The 20947-nt window shown below is 52.9% G+C and carries 17 protein-coding genes; 5 read left to right on the forward strand and 12 right to left on the reverse strand.

The genetic code is table 11. From position 1 onward, the window contains the following. Positions 1-26: 26 nt before the first annotated feature. The 8 genes from rffG to trxA form a co-directional block, all read right to left on the reverse strand. On the reverse strand, positions 27-1094 hold the full coding sequence (rffG, locus tag OGX92_RS21375) for a dTDP-glucose 4,6-dehydratase (RefSeq protein ID WP_286587031.1): 1068 nt from the start codon (positions 1092-1094) through the stop codon (positions 27-29). Next, positions 1094-2356 carry a UDP-N-acetyl-D-mannosamine dehydrogenase gene (gene wecC, locus OGX92_RS21380; RefSeq protein WP_286587032.1) on the reverse strand — a complete coding sequence of 421 codons (1263 nt, stop codon included), beginning with the start codon at positions 2354-2356 and terminating at the stop codon, positions 1094-1096. The genes rffG and wecC overlap by 1 nt, the downstream gene beginning before the upstream one ends. After that, a complete protein-coding gene (gene wecB / locus OGX92_RS21385) occupies positions 2353-3483 on the reverse strand; it encodes a non-hydrolyzing UDP-N-acetylglucosamine 2-epimerase (RefSeq protein ID WP_149282140.1) in 1131 nt (376 codons plus the stop codon). The genes wecC and wecB overlap by 4 nt, the downstream gene beginning before the upstream one ends. Before the next feature lie 55 nt (positions 3484-3538). Further along, the gene (gene wzzE / locus OGX92_RS21390; protein WP_286587034.1) at positions 3539-4585 is read right to left on the reverse strand and encodes an ECA polysaccharide chain length modulation protein; all 1047 of its coding nucleotides are present in this window, start codon (positions 4583-4585) and stop codon (positions 3539-3541) included. Between the two features lie 12 nt (positions 4586-4597). Continuing rightward, positions 4598-5701, reverse strand: a complete 1104-nt coding sequence (gene wecA, locus OGX92_RS21395) for a UDP-N-acetylglucosamine--undecaprenyl-phosphate N-acetylglucosaminephosphotransferase (protein ID WP_032945680.1) — start codon at positions 5699-5701, stop codon at positions 4598-4600. 238 nt (positions 5702-5939) lie between these two features. Further along, a complete protein-coding gene (rho, locus tag OGX92_RS21400; protein ID WP_002437993.1) occupies positions 5940-7199 on the reverse strand; it encodes a transcription termination factor Rho in 1260 nt (419 codons plus the stop codon). Positions 7200-7286: 87 nt separating this feature from the next. Next, positions 7287-7406 (reverse strand): rho operon leader peptide, encoded by a 120-nt coding sequence (locus OGX92_RS21405; protein WP_049259789.1) that lies wholly within the window; start codon positions 7404-7406, stop codon positions 7287-7289. 130 nt (positions 7407-7536) lie between these two features. Next, positions 7537-7866, reverse strand: a complete 330-nt coding sequence (gene trxA, locus OGX92_RS21410) for a thioredoxin TrxA (RefSeq protein ID WP_001280776.1) — start codon at positions 7864-7866, stop codon at positions 7537-7539. Between the two features lie 143 nt (positions 7867-8009). On the opposite strand from trxA, the gene rhlB reads away from it, so the two are divergent. Then, a complete protein-coding gene (rhlB, locus tag OGX92_RS21415; protein ID WP_003829013.1) occupies positions 8010-9278 on the forward strand; it encodes an ATP-dependent RNA helicase RhlB in 1269 nt (422 codons plus the stop codon). Positions 9279-9414: 136 nt separating this feature from the next. Then, the gene (gene gppA / locus OGX92_RS21420) at positions 9415-10896 is read left to right on the forward strand and encodes a guanosine-5'-triphosphate,3'-diphosphate diphosphatase (RefSeq protein WP_003829016.1); all 1482 of its coding nucleotides are present in this window, start codon (positions 9415-9417) and stop codon (positions 10894-10896) included. 51 nt (positions 10897-10947) lie between these two features. On the opposite strand, the gene rep is transcribed toward gppA, so the two are convergent. Beyond that, entirely contained in the window at positions 10948-12969 is a 2022-nt protein-coding gene (gene rep / locus OGX92_RS21425) for a DNA helicase Rep (protein ID WP_003829018.1), read from the reverse strand. An 84-nt stretch (positions 12970-13053) separates the two neighbouring features. On the opposite strand from rep, the gene ppiC reads away from it, so the two are divergent. Then, a complete protein-coding gene (ppiC, locus tag OGX92_RS21430) occupies positions 13054-13335 on the forward strand; it encodes a peptidylprolyl isomerase PpiC (RefSeq protein WP_003017999.1) in 282 nt (93 codons plus the stop codon). Between the two features lie 100 nt (positions 13336-13435). On the opposite strand, the gene ilvC is transcribed toward ppiC, so the two are convergent. Next, on the reverse strand, positions 13436-14911 hold the full coding sequence (gene ilvC / locus OGX92_RS21435) for a ketol-acid reductoisomerase (RefSeq protein ID WP_003829020.1): 1476 nt from the start codon (positions 14909-14911) through the stop codon (positions 13436-13438). Between the two features lie 164 nt (positions 14912-15075). Between ilvC and ilvY the strand changes: the two genes are divergently transcribed. Further along, positions 15076-15978 (forward strand): HTH-type transcriptional activator IlvY, encoded by a 903-nt coding sequence (ilvY, locus tag OGX92_RS21440; RefSeq protein WP_003829023.1) that lies wholly within the window; start codon positions 15076-15078, stop codon positions 15976-15978. Positions 15979-16150: 172 nt separating this feature from the next. Continuing rightward, positions 16151-17344 carry an enoyl-ACP reductase FabV gene (gene fabV / locus OGX92_RS21445; RefSeq protein ID WP_008787067.1) on the forward strand — a complete coding sequence of 398 codons (1194 nt, stop codon included), beginning with the start codon at positions 16151-16153 and terminating at the stop codon, positions 17342-17344. Positions 17345-17407: 63 nt separating this feature from the next. Here the strand turns inward: fabV and ilvA are convergent, their stop codons facing one another. Then, a complete protein-coding gene (gene ilvA / locus OGX92_RS21450) occupies positions 17408-18952 on the reverse strand; it encodes a threonine ammonia-lyase, biosynthetic (RefSeq protein WP_003018007.1) in 1545 nt (514 codons plus the stop codon). A 5-nt stretch (positions 18953-18957) separates the two neighbouring features. After that, positions 18958-20808, reverse strand: coding sequence for a dihydroxy-acid dehydratase (gene ilvD / locus OGX92_RS21455; protein ID WP_149282137.1), 1851 nt, complete (start codon positions 20806-20808; stop codon positions 18958-18960). Between the last annotated feature and the right edge of the window lie 139 nt (positions 20809-20947).

A 20947-nucleotide genomic window follows, 5' to 3' on the forward strand; every position in this document is an offset into this window, starting at 1 on the left:
CTCCTCCGGGAGCCAAAACCAGGCTGTTAGCCCTTCAGACCTAAACGTTCGCCCTGGTAACTGCCGTCCTGCACGGGTTTCCACCATGCCTGATTAGCCAGATACCACTGCACGGTTTTGCGCATTCCGCTTTCAAACGTTTCTTGCGGCATCCAGCCTAGTTCACGCGCAATTTTCGACGCGTCAATGGCATAACGCAAATCATGACCCGGGCGATCGTCCACAAAAGCGATCAAGTCGCGGTACTGCGCGATACCCTGCGGCTTTTGCGGTGCCAGCTCTTCCAACAGGCTGCAAACCGTTTCGACAACCTCCAGATTTTTACGCTCGTTATGGCCACCGATATTATAGGTTTCTCCCACCGCGCCCGTTGTCGCCACACAATAGAGCGCCCTGGCGTGATCTTCTACATACAACCAGTCACGGATCTGTTGCCCATTGCCGTAAACCGGCAACGGCTTCCCCGCCAATGCGTTGAGGATCATCAGCGGAATCAGTTTTTCCGGGAAATGGTACGGACCATAGTTGTTAGAACAGTTGGTAATCAGCGTTGGCAGACCGTAGGTACGCAGCCAGGCACGAACCAGATGATCGCTGCTGGCTTTCGACGCGGAATAAGGGCTGCTCGGTGCATACGGTGTGGTTTCGGTGAAGAAATCATCCGTAGAATGCAGATCGCCATACACCTCGTCAGTCGAGATATGGTGGAAACGAAACGCTGATTTTTTCTCGCTGGATAAATCACTCCAGTAAGCGCGCGCCGCTTCCAACAGCGTGTAGGTTCCCACGATGTTAGTTTCGATAAAGGCGGCCGGACCATCAATGGAGCGATCGACGTGGCTTTCTGCCGCCAGATGCATCACGCAGCCCGGCTGATAGTGTTGAAAAACCCTGTCGAGCGAAGCTCGATCGCAGATATCGACTTTCTCAAAGGTAAAACGAGGATTCTGTGCAACCGGCTCCAGCGACATCAGGTTTCCGGCATAGGTCAGCTTATCGACCACAATTGCCACATCCTGAGTCTCCTGAATGATATGCCGTACAACCGCCGAGCCGATGAATCCCGCTCCACCGGTAACCAGAATTCGTTTCATTAGCGCCAGACCCCTTTGGTATCAACGATATATTGCTGGTGAACCGCATCGCCTTTAATGGCTTTAAATTCATTATGGTCGACCAGCAAGACCAGCACATCGGCGCTTGCCAGGGCATCGTCCAGCGCTGCCAGTTGGCACAGACCGTCCAGTTTTTTCGGCAGTTGATGGATGTTCGGTTCCACCACCAATGTTTCGCCTTTGTGCCAATGCGCGATGCTTTGCGCAATTCCCATCGCCGGGCTTTCACGTAAGTCATCAATATTCGGTTTAAATGCCAGACCAAAACAGGCAATTTTCACTTCGCTGGCCCGTTTATTGGTATCCGCCAGACAGTCGGCCGCGGCAGCTTTTACCTGATCAACCACCCAATGAGGCTTTCCGTCGTTTACCTCACGCGCGGTGCGAATCAATTTCGCCTGCTGCGGGTTCTGCGCCACGATAAACCACGGATCAACCGCGATACAGTGCCCGCCAACCCCCGGACCCGGTTGCAAAATATTCACGCGCGGATGGCGATTTGCCAGTCGAATCAGTTCCCAGACGTTGATCCCCTGATCGGCGCAAATCAGCGACAGCTCATTGGCGAAGGCGATATTGACGTCACGGAAGCTATTTTCAGTCAGTTTGCACATTTCCGCCGTACGGGCGTTGGTCACGACACATTCGCCCTCAAGGAAAATGTTGTACAGTTCGCTAGCACGCGCGGAACAGACGGAGGTCATTCCCCCAATCACGCGGTCGTTTTTAATCAGTTCAACCATCACCTGGCCCGGCAGCACGCGCTCTGGGCAATAAGCAATGTTAACGTCCGCGTGTTCACCGACTTGCTGCGGGAAAGTCAGGTCAGGACGCATTTCAGCCAGCCATGTGGCCATCTGTTCAGTGGCCCCGACAGGCGACGTCGATTCAAGGATCACCAACGCGCCTTTTTTCAGCACCGGTGCAAGAGACTTGGCTGCGGCTTCCACATAAACCATATCGGGTTCGTGCTCCCCCTTAAACGGAGTAGGCACAGCAATCAGATAGGCATCCGCATCTACAGGGGTTGTGGTCGCACGCAGAAATCCATTTTCGACCGCCGTTTTCACCACTGCGCCCAAATCTGGCTCAACGATATGAATTTCACCGCGATTAATGGTATCCACCGCGTGTTGATTTACATCTACGCCAATCACATGCTTTTGACGGGAAGCAAAGGCAGCCGCCGTCGGCAGTCCGATATAACCCAGCCCAATGACAGAAATGGTCGTAAAACTCATAGCGATATCCGATTATTTTTTAACGCGTGTAAAATGCGGCCACATGCCTGCCCGTCACCATACGGATTATGGGCGCGGCTCATGGTCTGATATTCATTTTCGTCATGCAGCAAACGCGTGACTTCTTCGACAATACGCTGCGGGTCGGTCCCTACCAGACGTACTGTGCCTGCAGTAATCGCTTCCGGACGTTCCGTCGTTTCGCGCATCACCAGTACGGGTTTCCCCAGAGATGGGGCTTCTTCCTGAATCCCGCCAGAGTCGGTAAGGATCAGCCAGGCGTGATTCATCAGCCAGACAAACGGCATGTAATCCTGCGGTTCAATCAGGATGACGTTTTCAACGTGACCCAGAATGCGATTAACCGGTTCGCTGACGTTAGGATTCAGGTGCACCGGATAGACAATCTGTACGTTCTGATTGGCCGCAGCAATTTCCGCCAACGCATGGCAAATGTGTTCAAAACCGCGACCGAAGCTTTCCCGACGATGACCGGTCACCAGTATCATCTTTTTATCCGAGCTCAGGAATGGGTAATGCTCTGCCAGTTCAGCTCGCAATGCATCGCTCGCCAGTACGCGATCGCGTACCCAGATCAACGCATCAATAACCGTATTACCTGTAACGAAGATTCGACTATCAGAAATGTTTTCTCGTAACAGGTTTTGGCGCGAGTTTTCTGTTGGTGCAAAATGATACATCGCCAGATGCCCGGTCAGCGTACGGTTCGCCTCTTCCGGCCAGGGAGAGTAGAGATCGCCTGTACGTAAGCCTGCCTCCACATGCCCTACCGGGATGCGCTGATAGAACGCGGCCAGGCTAGTAGCAATGGTGGTTGTGGTATCGCCGTGAACTAACACAACGTCAGGTTTAAAATCAGCCAGAATTGGCTTTAATCCTTCCAGTATTCGGCAGGTAATTTCTGTTAGTCCCTGACCTGGCTGCATAATATTGAGATCGTAGTCAGGTACAATGGAAAAGAGGTTCAACACCTGATCGAGCATCTCCCGATGCTGCGCCGTGACGCAAACTTTTGCCTCAAAATCAGGATCTTTTGCCAGCGCATGAACCAGAGGTGCCATTTTTATGGCCTCCGGTCGCGTGCCAAATACAGTCAGTACTTTCACATCGATTCTCTTCGGATTGGCAGTGAGGGCCCAGCCCCTCACTGCAACGATATTGCTAAATCGTGCGGCGACGGGTTAACGCGACACCAGCACCGATCAGAGCCCCAACGATACCCCACATAATCATCAGGAAGGCACGACGAGGGCTGTCACGTTTTACCGGTTCCTCCGGCGTACGCAAATAACGATAGGTCTGAAAACGCGGATCCAGAGTTGGCCCAACGTTCAGTGTGTTAAGCATGGCTCGGTTTTGGAAGTAGTCCAGATCGAAATCGGGACCAACAGATTGCAGGTTTTCGAGTCGTGCCTGCAGCATAGGACGTCCAAGCAAAAACAGTTCAGAATCGGGTAGCTCTTCAGCCGGAACGTCAGTGGAAGTACGCGAAATATTATGCTGTTCAGCAATTTTGAGAGCCTGCTCAATGTTGTGAACTCGGCGAGAGAAAATCGATTTCGCCACTTCTTCCTGGCGTTTAACCTGCGCCTTCATCTGCACAGTGCGCGCAGCCCAGGCTCCCTTTAACTCGTCGTTCAGATGACGCGCCGCACGCTGACTGGCAAACGCGACGTACTGACGCAACAGATTGTTGGCATCAGGTGCCGTTTCGGCAATCAGCTTCACGCTGTCATTGGTATTACGAACCACATCGCCGGGCATAAACTGAATGTTATTAATCAGTTCATCCAGCATCGCCGCATCGGCTTTACTGTTACCCACCATACGTTGCTTGTAATAATCAGTCTGCTGCCAGAATTCACGGCGCGTATCCCATGAGGCAAGCTGCATGATAAATTCTTTATAGGCCTCATCCATCACTGACGGCTGATCCGCAGATGCAAGACTGGCCTTGATGTCCAGGTTACGTAAGAACTGCTGCTGAGAGTAATAGCCGCCCAACATATTAACCGTTGGCCTGTCTGAAATCGCCGTCGCGCTCCACTCCTGACGAGCAAAAAACGTATAGGCGAGAGCGACTAACGCGAAGGCGAGAGCCATACCGACGATCCACACCTTCCCTGTCCACAAAGTACGAAACAACCCACGGATGTCCAGTTCATTTTCAGCGCTCATGGCATGTTCCCCCGGTAATGGTTGTGTCATCGTACCCTCAATTTATTTGGTTAAGTTTGGTTTACTGTCACGGTTTCTACGCAACTTGCGCTTCCAGCGTTTGATAAATCTCGCTACCTTCCAGGCACGTTTAATACAATAGTCGTACAAGACAAATGCCAGTAAAAAGAGCACCAGCATCACCCATTCCGGAACGACCCGAGAATATTCAGCCAACACGCCGATAGAAGCCAGGATCGCAGCAGCCAGCGTAATCAGGACAAAAGCCTGTCGGGAGGTAAACCCGGCACGCATGATTAAATGGTGAATATGTTGACGGTCCGGGGAGAAAGGGCTCATGCCTTTACGTAAACGACGATACATGATCGCCACCATATCCATTAACGGAATAGCAATAATCCACAGTGCGGTGACCGGACTAATAGGATGCGTTTTACCTTGAGTGGTCTCCAGCAGGATCCAGATGACCGTAAAGCCAATCAGCGTACTCCCCGCATCGCCCATAAAGACCTTATAGCGCCGTCCGAGAATACCCAGGTTCAGCATGATGTAAGGCAGAATGGCGGCGATCATGGCAAAACACCAGATAGCCAGGCTTGTCTGGCCGTCAAACCACAAGATAAGCCCCATTGCGGCGAATGATACGCTGGATAGCCCGCCTAACAGACCATCAATCCCATCCACCATGTTAAAGGCGTTAATTGCAGCCCAAACGGCGAAAAGGGTAAGGAAATAGCCAAAAGGACCGAGCACCATCTCCCAAGGGCCAAAAATGAACCCAAGGCTCAACAGATAGAGCTTACCTACCGCCATCATAATGATGCCGATGATAGCCTGGATGGTCGCACGGATTTTTACACTGATATCAAAGCGGTCGTCCAGTGCACCGATAAATACCAGTACACCAGCACAAGCCAGGTAGAGAGTTGCATGCGGGATATAATAATCGGCGATGAGGAACGTAAAGCAAATGCCTGCGTAAACCGAAATCCCCCCAACCAACGGAATCAGTCCCTGATGACGTTTGCGGAAGTTGGGTTTATCCACCAATCCTATCTTTTTCGCAACCTTACGGGCAAAGAAAAGAAACAGCGTTGTGAATAAAAAAATACTGATGAGATCAGTACTTGCTGTCAGTAAATTCACTATACATACTCTCAAAGAATATCAATATATGAAGTATAACCATCCAGGCGATTATTCAGAAGAGAAACCCGATTCCATATCAGGTGGTTCTGTATGATTATTAACCACAAAATACGAATTACAACCCTTCGTCGCCAGGCGGTATGTCATACCGGATTATTATTATTGTGTCGTTAAGATTACATCCACAAAAGCAAAACGCCACGTAAAAACGTGGCGTTTTCAGATGATGCCCGAATCAGGAGCGCTTCATCATATCGAAGAAGTCGTCGTTGGTCTTGGTCATCGCCAGTTTGTTAATGAGGAATTCCATTGCGTCGATTTCACCCATCGGATGGATGATTTTGCGCAGGATCCACATTTTCTGCAGCTCTTCCTGGGTGGTGAGCAGCTCTTCTTTACGGGTACCGGAACGGTTGTAGTCGATAGCCGGGAAGACGCGTTTTTCAGCAATCTTACGAGAGAGATGCAGTTCCATGTTGCCGGTACCTTTAAACTCTTCGTAGATAACTTCATCCATTTTAGAGCCGGTATCAATCAGCGCAGTCGCGATAATTGTCAGGCTACCGCCCTCTTCCACGTTACGTGCAGCACCAAAGAAACGCTTAGGACGATGCAGGGCGTTGGCGTCCACACCACCGGTCAGTACTTTACCGGAAGCCGGAACCACGGTGTTATATGCACGCGCCAGGCGGGTGATGGAGTCAAGCAGAATGATAACGTCTTTCTTGTGTTCAACCAGACGTTTCGCCTTCTCGATAACCATTTCCGCAACCTGAACGTGACGGGAGGCTGGTTCGTCAAAGGTAGAGGCAACCACTTCACCTTTCACCAGACGCTGCATCTCGGTAACTTCTTCCGGACGTTCGTCAATCAGCAGCACCATCAGCACGCAGTCAGGATGATTGTATGCAATGCTCTGCGCGATGTTCTGCAGCAGCATGGTTTTACCCGCTTTCGGCGGAGCAACAATCAGACCACGTTGGCCACGACCGATCGGCGATGCCAGATCCAGTACACGCGCCGTTAAGTCTTCAGTAGAACCGTTACCACGTTCCATACGCAGACGAGAGTTTGCGTGCAGCGGCGTTAAGTTCTCAAAGAGGATTTTGTTACGGGCGTTTTCTGGTTTGTCGTAGTTAACTTCGTTAACTTTCAACAGCGCAAAGTAGCGTTCACCTTCTTTTGGCGGGCGAATCTTACCAGAAATGGTATCACCAGTGCGGAGGTTGAAACGGCGGATTTGGCTGGGAGAAACGTAGATGTCATCAGGACCGGCGAGGTAGGAGCTGTCTGCAGAGCGGAGGAAACCAAATCCATCCTGCAATATCTCCAGCACACCGTCACCAAAGATATCTTCGCCACTCTTTGCGTGCTGCTTCAGGATGGCAAAAATAATGTCCTGCTTGCGCATACGAGCCAGGTTTTCAAGGCCCATATTTTCGCCGAGAGTGATCAGCTCAGAAACCGGCGTATTCTTTAATTCGGTAAGATTCATAATGGTGTGAGTTCTTAAACTTGGGGTAAATCTCGAACTTAATGTTGTGAATGGTATGGCAGGGTCATCCATGCCTGTTTACGGCCATCAACTCATGTCTGTTCGCTGTCTGGTCACAGGAAAGTACGCAGAACTGAAACGACAAGACGGATTGAGTGACAAGCCAGGAATCTGTCCACTTCTCGCGCGAGAAACAACGGGAAGTATTGGATATAACTAGATTCAAACTTAATAAGGTATGTTTAATACGAAGTCAACACTAACTTAGCACGACTCAAGTCGGGCGTCCAGTCATCCGAATCATTTCGAAGTAGGGTCGCCCGATCATGAGACTTCCTTACGCTAAATTAGCGTCGAGGAATTCTTTCAACTGACCTTTGGACAGCGCGCCGACTTTCGTCGCCGCAACTTCACCGTTTTTAAACAGCAGCAGGGTCGGGATGCCACGGATACCATACTTCGGCGCGGTACCTGGGTTTTGGTCAATGTTCAGTTTAGCAACCGTCAGTTTGCCCTGATATTCGTCAGCGATTTCATCCAGAATCGGAGCGATCATTTTGCACGGACCGCACCACTCTGCCCAGAAATCAACGAGGATTGCTCCGTCCGCTTTGAGTACATCCGTGTCAAAACTGTCGTCAGTCAGGTGAATAATTTTATCGCTCATAATAACTCCACAGGAATAAGCCTGGTGCATTGGTGTAGCATTAATCAACGACGTGTTGATGTAGCATTAACCAACTAAAGGTTGACTTTATTTCACCGGATACGCTTTCGTAAAGCAATAGTAAGCTGATATTCTACCACACTATGAGCAAAACACATTTAACAGAACAGAAGTTTTCCGACTTCGCCCTGCACCCAAAGGTGATAGAAGCCCTTGAAAACAAAGGCTTTCATAACTGCACGCCCATTCAGGCCCTCGCGCTGCCGCTAACGCTGGCTGGTCGTGATGTTGCCGGGCAGGCGCAAACCGGTACCGGAAAAACGATGGCGTTCCTGACGTCAACGTTTCATTATCTTCTCTCTCATCCCGCGATTGCCGATCGCAAGGTGAACCAACCGCGTGCGTTAATTATGGCGCCAACGCGTGAGTTAGCCGTGCAGATCCACGCCGATGCCGAGCCGCTGGCACAGACCACGGGTCTGAAATTAGGCCTGGCGTATGGCGGCGACGGTTATGATAAACAACTGAAAGTGCTGGAAAGCGGCGTCGATATTCTTATCGGCACGACCGGTCGTCTCATCGACTATGCAAAACAGAACCACATTAATCTGGGCGCGATTCAGGTCGTGGTGCTGGATGAAGCCGATCGTATGTACGATCTGGGCTTTATTAAAGATATCCGTTGGCTGTTCCGTCGTATGCCGCCAACCACCCAACGTCTGAACATGCTGTTTTCTGCAACCCTCTCATACCGCGTTCGCGAACTGGCGTTCGAACAGATGAATAACGCTGAGTACGTTGAAGTCGAACCGGAACAGAAAACAGGCCACCGCATTAAAGAAGAGCTCTTCTACCCTTCCAACGAAGAGAAAATGCGTTTGCTGCAAACGCTGATTGAAGAAGAGTGGCCAGATCGCGCCATTGTTTTTGCTAACACCAAGCATCGTTGTGAAGATATCTGGGGCAGCCTTGCTGCGGACGGTCATCGCGTCGGTCTGCTGACCGGTGACGTAGCACAGAAAAAACGTCTGCGTATTCTTGATGAGTTCACCCGTGGCGATCTCGACATTCTCGTTGCGACGGATGTCGCTGCGCGTGGCCTGCATATCCCAGCAGTAACGCACGTATTTAACTATGACCTACCGGATGACTGTGAAGATTACGTTCACCGAATCGGTCGTACCGGACGTGCTGGCGCAAGCGGTCACTCTATCAGCCTGGCCTGTGAAGAGTACGCGCTGAATTTACCCGCAATCGAGACCTATATCGGCCACTCGATTCCGGTAAGCAAATATAACCCGGATGCGCTGATGACCGATCTGCCGAAGCCGTTGCGCTTAACGCGCCCGCGTACAGGCAATGGCCCACGCCGTACCGGTGGTGCTCCGCGTAATCGTCGTCGTTCAGGTTAAGAAAAGTTATGCCATACACAAAATCATTCAGCCTGTATCAAGGCGGCAAGAAAACGAATCCCGATGAGCTTACTTTAGTAAGTGATTCGGGTGAGAGAACGCAGCCAACACAGATACAGGTTGAAGGATGAAGTGTATGAATTCTACTTCGCTGTATGCGGCAATCGATCTCGGCTCGAATAGTTTTCATATGCTGGTTGTACGCGAGGTGGCAGGAAGCATCCAGACGCTCACGCGTATCAAACGCAAAGTGCGTCTGGCCGCTGGACTCAACGGTGACAACGAGCTCTCTGTTGAAGCGATGGAGCGCGGCTGGCAATGCTTGCGCTTGTTTGCAGAACGTCTGCAGGATATTCCGCATCCACAAATCCGCGTGGTCGCCACGGCAACATTACGCATCGCCGTAAATGCCGATGTGTTTATTGCCAAAGCGCAAGAGATCCTTGGCTGCCCTGTCCAGGTAATTAGCGGTGAAGAAGAAGCGCGACTGATTTATCAAGGTGTAGCCCACACAACCGGCGGTGCCGATCAGCGTCTGGTTGTGGATATTGGTGGCGCCAGCACTGAATTAGTCACCGGTTCCGGCGCACAAACCACCTCTCTGTTCAGCCTGTCGATGGGCTGCGTCACCTGGCTCGAACGCTATTTTACCGATCGTAATCTGGCACAGGAAAACTTTGACGAGGCAGAGAAGGCCGCACGTGAAGTTCTGCGCCCGGTCGCCGACAAACTGCGTTTTCATGGCTGGAAAGTTTGCGTTGGTGCCTCTGGTACCGTCCAGGCGTTGCAGGAAATCATGATGGCGCAGGGCATGGATGAGCGCATTACGCTGGCCAAACTTCAGCAGCTCAAGCAGCGCGCCATTCACTGCGGTCGTCTGGAAGAGCTGGAAATCGAAGGGTTAACGCTGGAACGTGCGCTGGTTTTCCCCAGCGGGCTGGCCATTCTGATTGCTATTTTCACCGAACTGAACATTCAATGCATGACCCTGGCCGGCGGCGCATTACGTGAAGGTCTGGTCTACGGTATGCTGCACCTGGCGGTGGATCAGGATATTCGTAGCCGCACATTACGCAATATCCAGCGTCGCTTTATGGTCGATACAGAGCAAGCACATCGCGTTGCTAATTTAGCGACTAAATTTCTCGATCAGGTAGAAAAAAAGTGGCATCTTGAACCGATTAGCCGCGAACTACTGATTAGTGCCTGTCAGCTGCATGAAATTGGCCTAAGCGTTGATTTTAAACAGGCACCACAGCATGCCGCTTATCTGGTGCGCAATCTCGATCTCCCGGGTTTTACCCCTGCGCAAAAGAAACTGCTAGCAACGCTGTTACTCAACCAGACCAATCCCGTCGATCTCTCTTCGCTCCACCAGCAAAACGCAGTGCCACCGCGCATCGCGGAGCATCTTTGCCGTTTGCTACGTTTGGCGATCATCTTCGCCAGCCGTCGCCGTGACGATCTTGTGCCGGAAATTCAAATGGATGCAAGAAACGAGCACCTGACGGTCACGCTACCAGAAGGCTGGCTGGAACATCATCCGCTGGGTAAAGAGTTAATCGATCAGGAAAGTCAGTGGCAAAGCTATGTCCACTGGCCACTGGACGTTCATTAGATGTTGGTTGCCGGATAGCGCGCGTTTACACGTATCCGGCCTACAAAATACCTACTTCGCTTTGGCTTTCGCCATCATTGCCCGAATATTGGCGATGCTGGCCTGTCCTTTTTGCATCCGCTCCTCAGCACTCACCACTTTACGCTCTTGTTCCCAGATAACGTCATCCTGTGGCAGCTCCAGCAGGAAACGACTCGGTTCCGGACGCACCAGCTCACCGTACTGACGACGCTCTTTACACAGCGTGAAGATGAGTTCTTTCTGTGCACGCGTAATCCCTACGTAAGCCAGACGACGTTCTTCGTCGATATTGTCTTCATCGATACTGCTCTGGTGCGGCAAAAATCCTTCTTCCATTCCCACCATAAACACGTACGGGAACTCCAGCCCTTTGGAGGCATGCAGCGTCATCAATTGCACCTGATCCAGCTCTTCTTCACTCTCTCCACGTTCCATCATGTCGCGCAGAGTAAAGCGGGTAACGACCTGGGTCAGGGTCATTGGCTCTTCCAGCTCACTGCCTTCCAGCATCTCCGTCATCCAGCTGAACAGCGTATTGACGTTTTTCATACGCATTTCAGCCGCTTTCGGGCTCGGCGAGGTTTCATACAGCCAGGATTCGTAATCAATACCGTGAATAAGATCGCGCACAGCGGCAACCGGTTCGCGCTCCGCCAGGCGCTGAATTTCACCCAGCCAGTGCGTAAAGCGGGTCAGAGAGTCATACCCGCGCCCGGTCAGTGTCTGGCTAAGCCCCATATCAAAGCTGGCGGTAAACAGGCTTTTATTACGCGTCATCGCCCATTCACCCAACTTTTGCAGCGTAGCCGGACCGATTTCACGCTTTGGCGTGTTTACGATGCGCAAAAATGCGCTGTCGTCATCCGGGTTGCTCAGCACACGCAGGTAGGCCAGCAGATCTTTAATTTCCGGACGCGAGAAGAACGATGTTCCGCCGGAAATTTTGTACGGGATACGGTTCTGCATTAGAAACTTTTCGAACACGCGCGACTGATGGTTGCCGCGATACAGGATGGCGTAGTCTTTATATTGCGTCTTGTTCACAAAGTGATGGGCAATTAATTCCCCGGTCACACGTTCGGCTTCATGCTCTTCATTATTTGCGCTCAGTACCTTCAGCTCAGCACCGTAACCCAACTCGGAAAAGAGCCGCTTTTCAAAGACGTGTGGATTGTTCGCAATGAGGATGTTCGCCGCCTTAAGGATGCGACCTGATGAACGGTAGTTTTGCTCCAGCTTCACCACCTGTAAAGCCGGAAAATCTTTGCTCAACAGTACCAGGTTCTGCGGACGGGCGCCGCGCCAGGAGTAGATCGACTGATCGTCATCGCCCACGACGGTAAAGCGCGCACGTTTCCCTACCAGCAACTTCACCAGCTCGTACTGGCTGGTGTTAGTATCCTGATATTCATCCACCAGCAGGTAGCGGATTCTGTTTTGCCAGCGCTCACGTACTTCTTCATTGCGCTGTAGCAGCAGCGTGGGAAGCAGGATCAGATCGTCAAAATCGAGGACGTTGCACGCCTTCATATGCGCGTCATACAGACCATAGCAGTGGGCAAAAATACGATCGCGCTCGCCTTTTGCGCTGGCTGCCGCCTGCGCTGGCGTCATCAGATCGTTTTTCCAGTTGGAGATCGTCGAGATCAGCTGCTGGAGAATAAGCTTATCGTCTTCGATTAGCCCTTCGGTCAGTTCCTTAAGCAAGGCCACCTGGTCAGTATCATCAAACAACGAGAAGTTAGACTTCATCCCCAACGCCGCATATTCACGCTTAATGATATCCAGTCCCAGGGTGTGGAAGGTGGAGATCATCAACCCACGCGCCTCTTTACGACCCAGCGTTTGTGCCACGCGCTCTTTCATCTCGCGCGCAGCCTTATTGGTAAAGGTCACTGCCGCAATATGTCGTGCCTGATAGCCACATTCACGGATCAGATGGGCAATTTTGTTGGTGATAACACGCGTCTTGCCGGAACCCGCTCCCGCCAGCACCAGGCAAGGTCCGGTGACGAATTCGACGGCTTGTTGTTGTCCGGGGTTCAAACGCATAAAGGGTCACTCATGAAAGTCGGGAGGGGAGAATAACAGCGTGGTAGTATAGCCAGCCTTAACCACCCCACTCAAGGCACGATCATGGCAAAAACAGCAGCAGCAGTGCATATCCTTGTTAAAGAAGAGAAACTGGCACTGGATCTTCTGGAGCAGATTAAAAACGGCGCCGACTTCGGCAAACTGGCGAAAAAACACTCCATCTGCCCATCAGGCAAACGCGGCGGTGATTTGGGCGAATTCCGTCAGGGCCAGATGGTTCCGGCATTCGACAAAGTGGTCTTTTCCTGCCCTGTGCTGGAGCCAACCGGTCCGCTGCACACTCAGTTCGGTTACCACATCATTAAAGTACTGTACCGTAACTAATAGAAAGCCCGGTGTTTAAACACCGGGCTTTTTTTGCCGGATAGCGCTTCACTTATCCGGCCTACGAAGCGCTGTTGATATGCCATTCCTCTATGAGGAATTATCCTGCGACCGCAATGCGCTTCATATCGGTCATGTAGCCACGCAGTTTCTGGCCCACTTTCTCGATAGCATGGCCGCGAATCGCATCGTTCACGTCACGCAGCTGCGCGTTGTCTACCGCGCCTTCAGCAATCGCTTTGCCCAGGTCGCCGGTCTGCAGGGTGGTCATGAACTCTTTCAGCAGCGGTACGCAAGCGTAAGAGAACAGGTAGTTGCCGTATTCTGCGGTATCAGAGATAACCACGTTCATTTCGTACAGACGCTTACGGGCAATGGTGTTGGCGATCAACGGCAGTTCGTGCAGTGATTCGTAGTAAGCAGATTCTTCGATGATGCCGGAATCCACCATAGTTTCGAACGCCAGCTCAACGCCCGCTTTCACCATCGCAATCATCAGAACGCCTTTATCAAAGTACTCCTGCTCGCCGATTTTACCGTCGAACTGGGCAGCGGTTTCGAACGCGGTTTTGCCGGTCTCTTCACGCCAGGTCAGCAGTTTCTTATCGTCGTTAGCCCAGTCAGCCATCATACCGGAAGAGAATTCACCGGAGATGATGTCATCCATGTGTTTCTGGAACAGCGGTGCCATGATCTCTTTCAGCTGTTCGGACAGCGCGTAAGCACGCAGTTTCGCCGGGTTAGACAGACGGTCCATCATCAGGGTGATGCCGCCCTGCTTCAGCGCTTCGGTGATGGTTTCCCAGCCGAACTGAATCAGTTTTTCAGCATATGCCGGGTCAGTACCCTCTTCCACCAGCTTATCGAAGCACAGCAGAGAACCGGCCTGCAGCATACCGCACAGGATAGTCTGCTCACCCATCAGATCAGATTTCACTTCCGCAACGAAGGAGGACTCCAGCACACCCGCACGGTGACCGCCAGTAGCCGCAGCCCAGGCTTTAGCAATCGCCATGCCTTCGCCTTTCGGATCGTTTTCCGGGTGAACGGCGATCAGCGTAGGTACGCCGAAACCACGTTTGTACTCTTCACGCACTTCTGTACCCGGACATTTCGGTGCCACCATCACGACGGTGATGTCTTTACGGATCTGCTCGCCCACTTCCACGATGTTGAAGCCGTGGGAGTAACCCAGCGCTGCGCCGTCTTTCATCAGCGGCTGTACAGAACGCACAACGTCGGAGTGCTGCTTGTCTGGAGTCAGGTTGACAACCAGATCAGCCTGCGGGATCAGCTCTTCGTAGGTACCCACTTTGAAGCCGTTTTCGGTCGCTTTACGCCAGGAAGCACGCTTCTCAGCAATCGCTTCTTTACGCAGGGCGTAGGAGATATCCAGACCGGAGTCACGCATGTTCAGGCCCTGGTTCAGACCCTGAGCGCCACAGCCGACGATGACCACTTTTTTACCCTGAAGGTAGCTCGCACCATCGGCGAATTCGTCGCGGCCCATAAAGCGACATTTACCCAGCTGTGCCAGCTGCTGGCGCAGGTTCAGTGTATTAAAGTAGTTAGCCATGATGGTGTACTCCGTGATGTTGTGTTGTGGTGCTTATTATTCGGTTCGCAGATTTGTATTTGCGAGATTGAATCCACATTACAACAGGAAATTTATTGCGGAAATTGATATATTCACAACGTCACATTGCAATTTATGCAACGTAGAAAATCGGAGGCTCGTCTGTGGATTTACGCGATCTGAAAATGTTCCTGCATTTGGCTGAAAGTCGTCACTTTGGCCGCAGCGCGCGGGCAATGCACGTTAGCCCCTCCACGCTCTCGCGGCAGATTCAGAGGCTGGAAGAAGATCTCGGGCAGCCACTTTTTGTGCGCGATAACCGCACGGTTACGTTGACCGAAGCAGGTGAAGAGCTGCGCGTGTTTGCCCAACAGACGCTGTTGCAGTACCAACAGTTACGCCACACCCTCGATCAACAAGGGCCGTCGCTGTCGGGCGAACTGCATATCTTCTGTTCGGTAACTGCCGCCTACAGCCATCTGCCGCCAATCCTTGACCGTTTCCGCGCCGAGCATCCATCGGTGGAAATTAAGCTCACCACCGGCGACGCCGCCGATGCGATGGACAAAGTGGTCACTGGCGAAGCCGATCTGGCGATTGCTGGTAAGCCAGAAACGCTGCCTGGCGCGGTGGCGTTCTCGATGCTGGAGAATCTGACGGTTGTGCTGATCGCTCCGGCGCTGCCCTGCCCGGTGCGTAATCAGGTATCGGTCGATAAGCCAGACTGGTCGACGGTGCCGTTTATCATGGCCGATCAGGGTCCGGTACGCCGCCGTATCGAGCTGTGGTTCCGCCGTCACAAAATCAGCAACCCATCGATTTACGCCACGGTGGGTGGCCACGAAGCGATGGTCTCAATGGTGGCGCTGGGCTGCGGCGTGGCGCTGCTGCCGGAAGTGGTGCTAGAAAACAGCCCGGAGCCGGTGCGTAATCGCGTGATGATTTTAGAGCGCAGTGACGAAAAAACACCGTTCGAGCTTGGCGTCTGCGCGCCGAAAAAGCGGCTGCATGAACCGCTGATCGACGCGTTTTGGAAGATTGTTCTGGAACGTAAATCCGCAGAGTAGCGCCAGCGTCAGGTCTAAAATCAGTGGTAGATTCAGTATTGGCGCTCCTTTTCTGTATAATGTCGTGATCCATTGTAGTGGGGGGCTTGTTAACCATCGCGTTAAGCAGGCCAGAACAGACGGTGTCATTGCGCACTTGACAGCGAAAATACAAACTTAATTAGCCATCATTATGATAATCAAACCAAAAATTCGTGGATTCATCTGTACAACGACCCATCCGACTGGCTGCAAAGTCAACGTGGAAAAGCAGATCGAGTATGTTAAGCAGAACGGGAAAATCGAGAACGGCCCGTCTCGCGTGCTGGTGATCGGTGCTTCCACCGGTTACGGTCTGGCTTCCAGAATTTCCGCCGCCTTTGGCAGCGGTGCCGCCACTATCGGCGTATTTTTCGAAAAACCGGGCACGGATACCAAACCAGGTTCCGCAGGCTGGTATAACTCTGCAGCTTTCGACGAAGCGGCCAAGCGTGAAGGTCTGTACTCCAAAAGCATCAACGGCGATGCGTTCTCTGACGAATGCCGTGATGAAGTGATCAAACTTATCAAAGAAGACCTGGGTCAGATTGACCTGGTGGTTTACTCACTGGCTTCCCCAGTGCGTAAAATGCCGAAAACCGGTGAAATCGTCCGTTCAGCGCTGAAGCCAATCGGTGAGGTTTACACCTCTAAAGCGATCGATACCAATAAAGATCAGATCATCACCGCCAGCATTGAGCCGGCTACCGAAGAAGAAGTTCAGAACACCGTCACCGTCATGGGCGGCGAAGACTGGGAACTGTGGATGGGTGCGCTGAGCGAAGCGGGCGTGCTGGCTGATGGCGTGAAAACCGTAGCCTACTCCTACATCGGTACCGACCTGACCTGGCCAATCTACTGGCACGGCGCGCTGGGCAAAGCGAAAGAAGACCTCGATCGCGCGGCGGGTGAGCTGCGTAACCAGCTGGCACCGCTGAACGGTTCCGCTAACGTTGCGGTACTGAAGTCCGTCATCACCCAGGCATCTTCTGCGATTCCGGTAATGCCGCTGTACATCTCCATGGTCTTCAAGCTGATGAAAGCGCAGGGGATTCACGAAGGTTGTATCGAGCAGATCAACCGTCTGATGACCACCAGCCTGTACGGCGATAAAGTGGCGCTTGATGACAACCAGCGTATTCGTATGGATGACTGGGAACTGCGTGACGACATTCAGCAGGCATGCCGCGATCTGTGGCCGCTGATCACCACCGAAAACCTGGCGCAAGAAACTGACTATGCAGGATACAAGCAGGAATTCCTGAACCTGTTCGGTTTTGCCCTCGACGGTGTGGATTACGATGCTGACGTGAATACCGAAGTCGAATTCGACGTTATCACGCTGTAATCTGCTGATACAGTAGCAAAAAGGGTTCATGTTTTTACATGAACCCTTTTTTAATGGCTGTCGTTAACCCGCCAGGAAGAACCTGAACGCCGGGTTATGTGTTTCATCATGGCAGTCATAACCCAGTTCATTCAGCCGCGTTTCGAAATCAGGCTCGTGTTCACCCAACTCAAACGCCGCCAGTACACGACCATAGTCAGTGCCGTGACTGCGATAGTGGAACAATGAAATATTCCAGTGCGTCCCCAGGGTATGCAGGAATTTGAGCAACGCCCCCGGCGACTCCGGAAATTCGAAGCTATAAAGACGTTCCTGTAAGGGTTTCGACGGACGTCCACCGACCATATAGCGCACGTGTAGCTTCGCCATCTCGTCATCAGACAGATCCACCACGCTATAGCCGCCCTCATTGAGCAGTTGCAGGATTTCCTTACGCTCTTCCAGCCCGCGGCTCAGACGTACACCGACAAAAATGCAGGCGTCTTTCGCATCCGCAAAGCGGTAGTTAAACTCGGTCACCGAGCGCCCGCCCAGCAGTTGGCAAAACTTAAGGAAGCTGCCCTTTTCTTCCGGGATGGTCACGGCCAGCAAGGCTTCGCGCTGTTCCCCCAGCTCGCAGCGTTCGGAAACGTAGCGCAGGCCGTGGAAGTTAACGTTAGCGCCGGAAAGAACATGCGCCAGACGCTCGCCGCGAATATTATGCTGGGCGATGTATTTTTTCATCCCCGCCAGCGCCAGCGCCCCGGAAGGCTCCGCCACCGCGCGTACATCTTCGAACAGGTCTTTCATTGCCGCGCAAATAGCATCGCTATCCACGGTAATAATATCGTCGAGGTATTCCTGGCACAGACGGAAGGTTTCATCGCCAATACGTTTCACCGCCACGCCTTCGGCAAAGAGACCCACACGCGGCAGATCCACCGGATGACCGGCATCCAGCGCCGCTTTCAGACAGGCCGAATCTTCCGCTTCCACGGCAATCACTTTGATTTGCGGCATCAGCTGTTTTATCAGCACCGCCACGCCCGCCGCCAGACCACCGCCGCCAACTGGCACAAAAACGCGATCGAGATGCGCGTCCTGCTGGAGCAGCTCCAGCGCCAGCGTGCCCTGCCCGGCAATCACCATCGGATGATCGAACGGCGGCACCCAGGTAAAACCCTGCTGCTGCGACAATTCAATCGCTTTAGCTTTGGCTTCATCAAAGTTTGCGCCGTGCAGCAGCACTTCCCCGCCGAAGCCGCGAACGGCATCGACTTTGATATCGGCGGTAGCCGTTGGCATGACAATCAGCGCCTTCACGCCTAATCGCGCAGAAGAGAAAGCGACGCCCTGAGCATGATTACCAGCCGATGCGGTAATGACGCCATGCGCTTTTTGTTCTTCGGTCAAGCCCGCCATCATGGCATAGGCACCGCGTAGCTTGAAGCTGTGAACGGGTTGACGGTCTTCGCGCTTCACCAGAATGACGTTGTCGAGGCGCGAAGAGAGTTTTTCCATTTTCTGTAGCGGCGTTACCTGTGCCGCTTCGTATACCGGCGCACGCAGTACCGCTCTGAGATACTCGGCGCCCTCAGGAGCGCCGGATAGAGGTTGTGAATCCGCCATAGTCATTATCCCCCGAGCTTCGACTTATCGCGCACCGCACCTTTGTCGGCACTGGTTGCCAGGCTGGCGTAGGCGCGCAGTGCAAAGGAGACCTGACGCTGACGATCTTTTGGCGTCCAGGCTTTGTCACCGCGAGCTTCCTGCGCTTCACGGCGCACAGCGATTTCCGCATCACTCAGTTGCAATTGAATGCCACGATTCGGGATATCGATGGCAATCATGTCACCATCTTCGATAATCGCGATATTACCGCCGCTGGCCGCTTCCGGAGAAACGTGACCAATGGAAAGCCCCGAAGTACCGCCGGAGAAACGACCGTCGGTAATCAGCGCGCAAGCCTTACCGAGGCCCATCGATTTCAGGAAGGTGGTTGGGTAGAGCATTTCCTGCATGCCTGGTCCGCCTTTCGGCCCTTCGTAGCGAATGACAACCACGTCGCCAGCCACCACTTTACCGCCGAGGATGGCTTCAACCGCATCGTCCTGGCTTTCATACACTTTTGCGGGGCCGGTGAATTTCAGGATGCTGTCATCCACGCCTGCGGTTTTTACAATACAGCCGTTTTCCGCGAAGTTACCGTACAGAACTGCCAGACCGCCGTCTTTGCTATAAGCGTGCTCCAGCGAGCGAATGCAGCCTTCAGCGCGGTCGTCATCCAGCGTATCCCAACGGCAATCCTGTGAGAATGCCTGGGTAGTACGAATGCCGGCCGGGCCGGCACGGAACATTTTTTTCACCGCGTCGTCTTTGGTCAACATCACGTCATACCGATCAAGCGTTTGCGGCAAAGTCAGACCCAGCACGTTTTTCACGTCGCGGTTCAGCAGTCCGGCACGATCCAGTTCGCCTAAAATACCCAGAACGCCGCCTGCGCGGTGTACGTCTTCCATATGGTATTTCTGCGTGCTCGGCGCCACCTTACACAGCTGCGGGACTTTGCGGGACAGCTTGTCGATATCACTCATGGTGAAGTCGATTTCCGCTTCCTGCGCGGCCGCCAGCAGGTGCAGAACGGTATTGGTGGAACCGCCCATGGCGATATCCAGCGTCATGGCGTTCTCAAACGCCGCTTTGCTGGCAATGTTGCGCGGCAGGGCGGAGGCATCATCCTGCTCGTAATAGCGTTTGGTCAGCTCGACGATGCGCTTACCTGCGTTGAGGAACAGTTCTTTACGGTCGGCGTGAGTCGCCAGCAGTGAACCGTTACCCGGCTGCGACAAGCCCAGCGCTTCGGTCAGGCAGTTCATCGAGTTAGCGGTGAACATACCGGAACAGGAGCCGCAGGTTGGGCAAGCGGAACGCTCAACCTGCTCGCTTTGTGAGTCGGAAACTTTCGGGTCAGCGCCCTGAATCATCGCATCAACCAGGTCAAGCTTGATGATTTGGTCAGAGAGCTTGGTTTTCCCGGCTTCCATCGGACCGCCGGAAACAAAGATCACCGGAATATTCAGGCGCAAAGAGGCCATTAACATCCCGGGGGTGATTTTGTCGCAGTTGGAGATGCAGACCATCGCATCAGCGCAGTGGGCGTTAACCATGTACTCAACGGAGTCAGCGATCAGCTCACGCGACGGCAGTGAATACAGCATGCCGCCATGGCCCATGGCGATACCATCATCCACAGCAATGGTGTTGAACTCTTTCGCCACGCCGCCTGAGGCTTCGATTTGTTCGGCAACCAGCTTACCGAGATCGCGCAGGTGGACGTGACCCGGCACAAACTGGGTAAAGGAGTTCACCACAGCGATAATCGGTTTACCGAAGTCATCATCGGTCATCCCGGTAGCGCGCCACAATGCGCGGGCACCCGCCATATTGCGGCCGTGGGTGGTGGTAGCAGAACGATACTTAGGCATGCTTGATTAACTCCCGTCTGTCTTTCCCCTGCATACTTCACGCCGCAGGTGCGTTGACCGCCTCGCTCACCCCAGTTACTTACTACAGTAAGCTCCTGGGACTTGCTGCGTTGCCGTCTTCCTGCAACGTGAATTATTT

The sequence above is a fragment of the Citrobacter sp. Cpo089 genome (assembly GCF_030332695.1).
Lineage (GTDB): Bacteria > Pseudomonadota > Gammaproteobacteria > Enterobacterales > Enterobacteriaceae > Citrobacter > Citrobacter portucalensis.

Coding starts and splice junctions, on each gene's coding strand:
- wecC (WP_286587032.1), bottom strand. CDS start 2,356: ATGAGTTTTACGACCATTTCTGTCATTGGGCTGGGTTATATCGGACTG.
- gppA (WP_003829016.1), top strand. CDS start 9,415: ATGAATTCTACTTCGCTGTATGCGGCAATCGATCTCGGCTCGAATAGT.
- ilvD (WP_149282137.1), bottom strand. CDS start 20,808: ATGCCTAAGTATCGTTCTGCTACCACCACCCACGGCCGCAATATGGCG.
- rffG (WP_286587031.1), bottom strand. CDS start 1,094: ATGAAACGAATTCTGGTTACCGGTGGAGCGGGATTCATCGGCTCGGCG.
- rho (WP_002437993.1), bottom strand. CDS start 7,199: ATGAATCTTACCGAATTAAAGAATACGCCGGTTTCTGAGCTGATCACT.
- ilvC (WP_003829020.1), bottom strand. CDS start 14,911: ATGGCTAACTACTTTAATACACTGAACCTGCGCCAGCAGCTGGCACAG.
- ppiC (WP_003017999.1), top strand. CDS start 13,054: ATGGCAAAAACAGCAGCAGCAGTGCATATCCTTGTTAAAGAAGAGAAA.
- trxA (WP_001280776.1), bottom strand. CDS start 7,866: ATGAGCGATAAAATTATTCACCTGACTGACGACAGTTTTGACACGGAT.
- wzzE (WP_286587034.1), bottom strand. CDS start 4,585: ATGACACAACCATTACCGGGGGAACATGCCATGAGCGCTGAAAATGAA.
- ilvA (WP_003018007.1), bottom strand. CDS start 18,952: ATGGCGGATTCACAACCTCTATCCGGCGCTCCTGAGGGCGCCGAGTAT.
- rhlB (WP_003829013.1), top strand. CDS start 8,010: ATGAGCAAAACACATTTAACAGAACAGAAGTTTTCCGACTTCGCCCTG.
- rep (WP_003829018.1), bottom strand. CDS start 12,969: ATGCGTTTGAACCCCGGACAACAACAAGCCGTCGAATTCGTCACCGGA.
- fabV (WP_008787067.1), top strand. CDS start 16,151: ATGATAATCAAACCAAAAATTCGTGGATTCATCTGTACAACGACCCAT.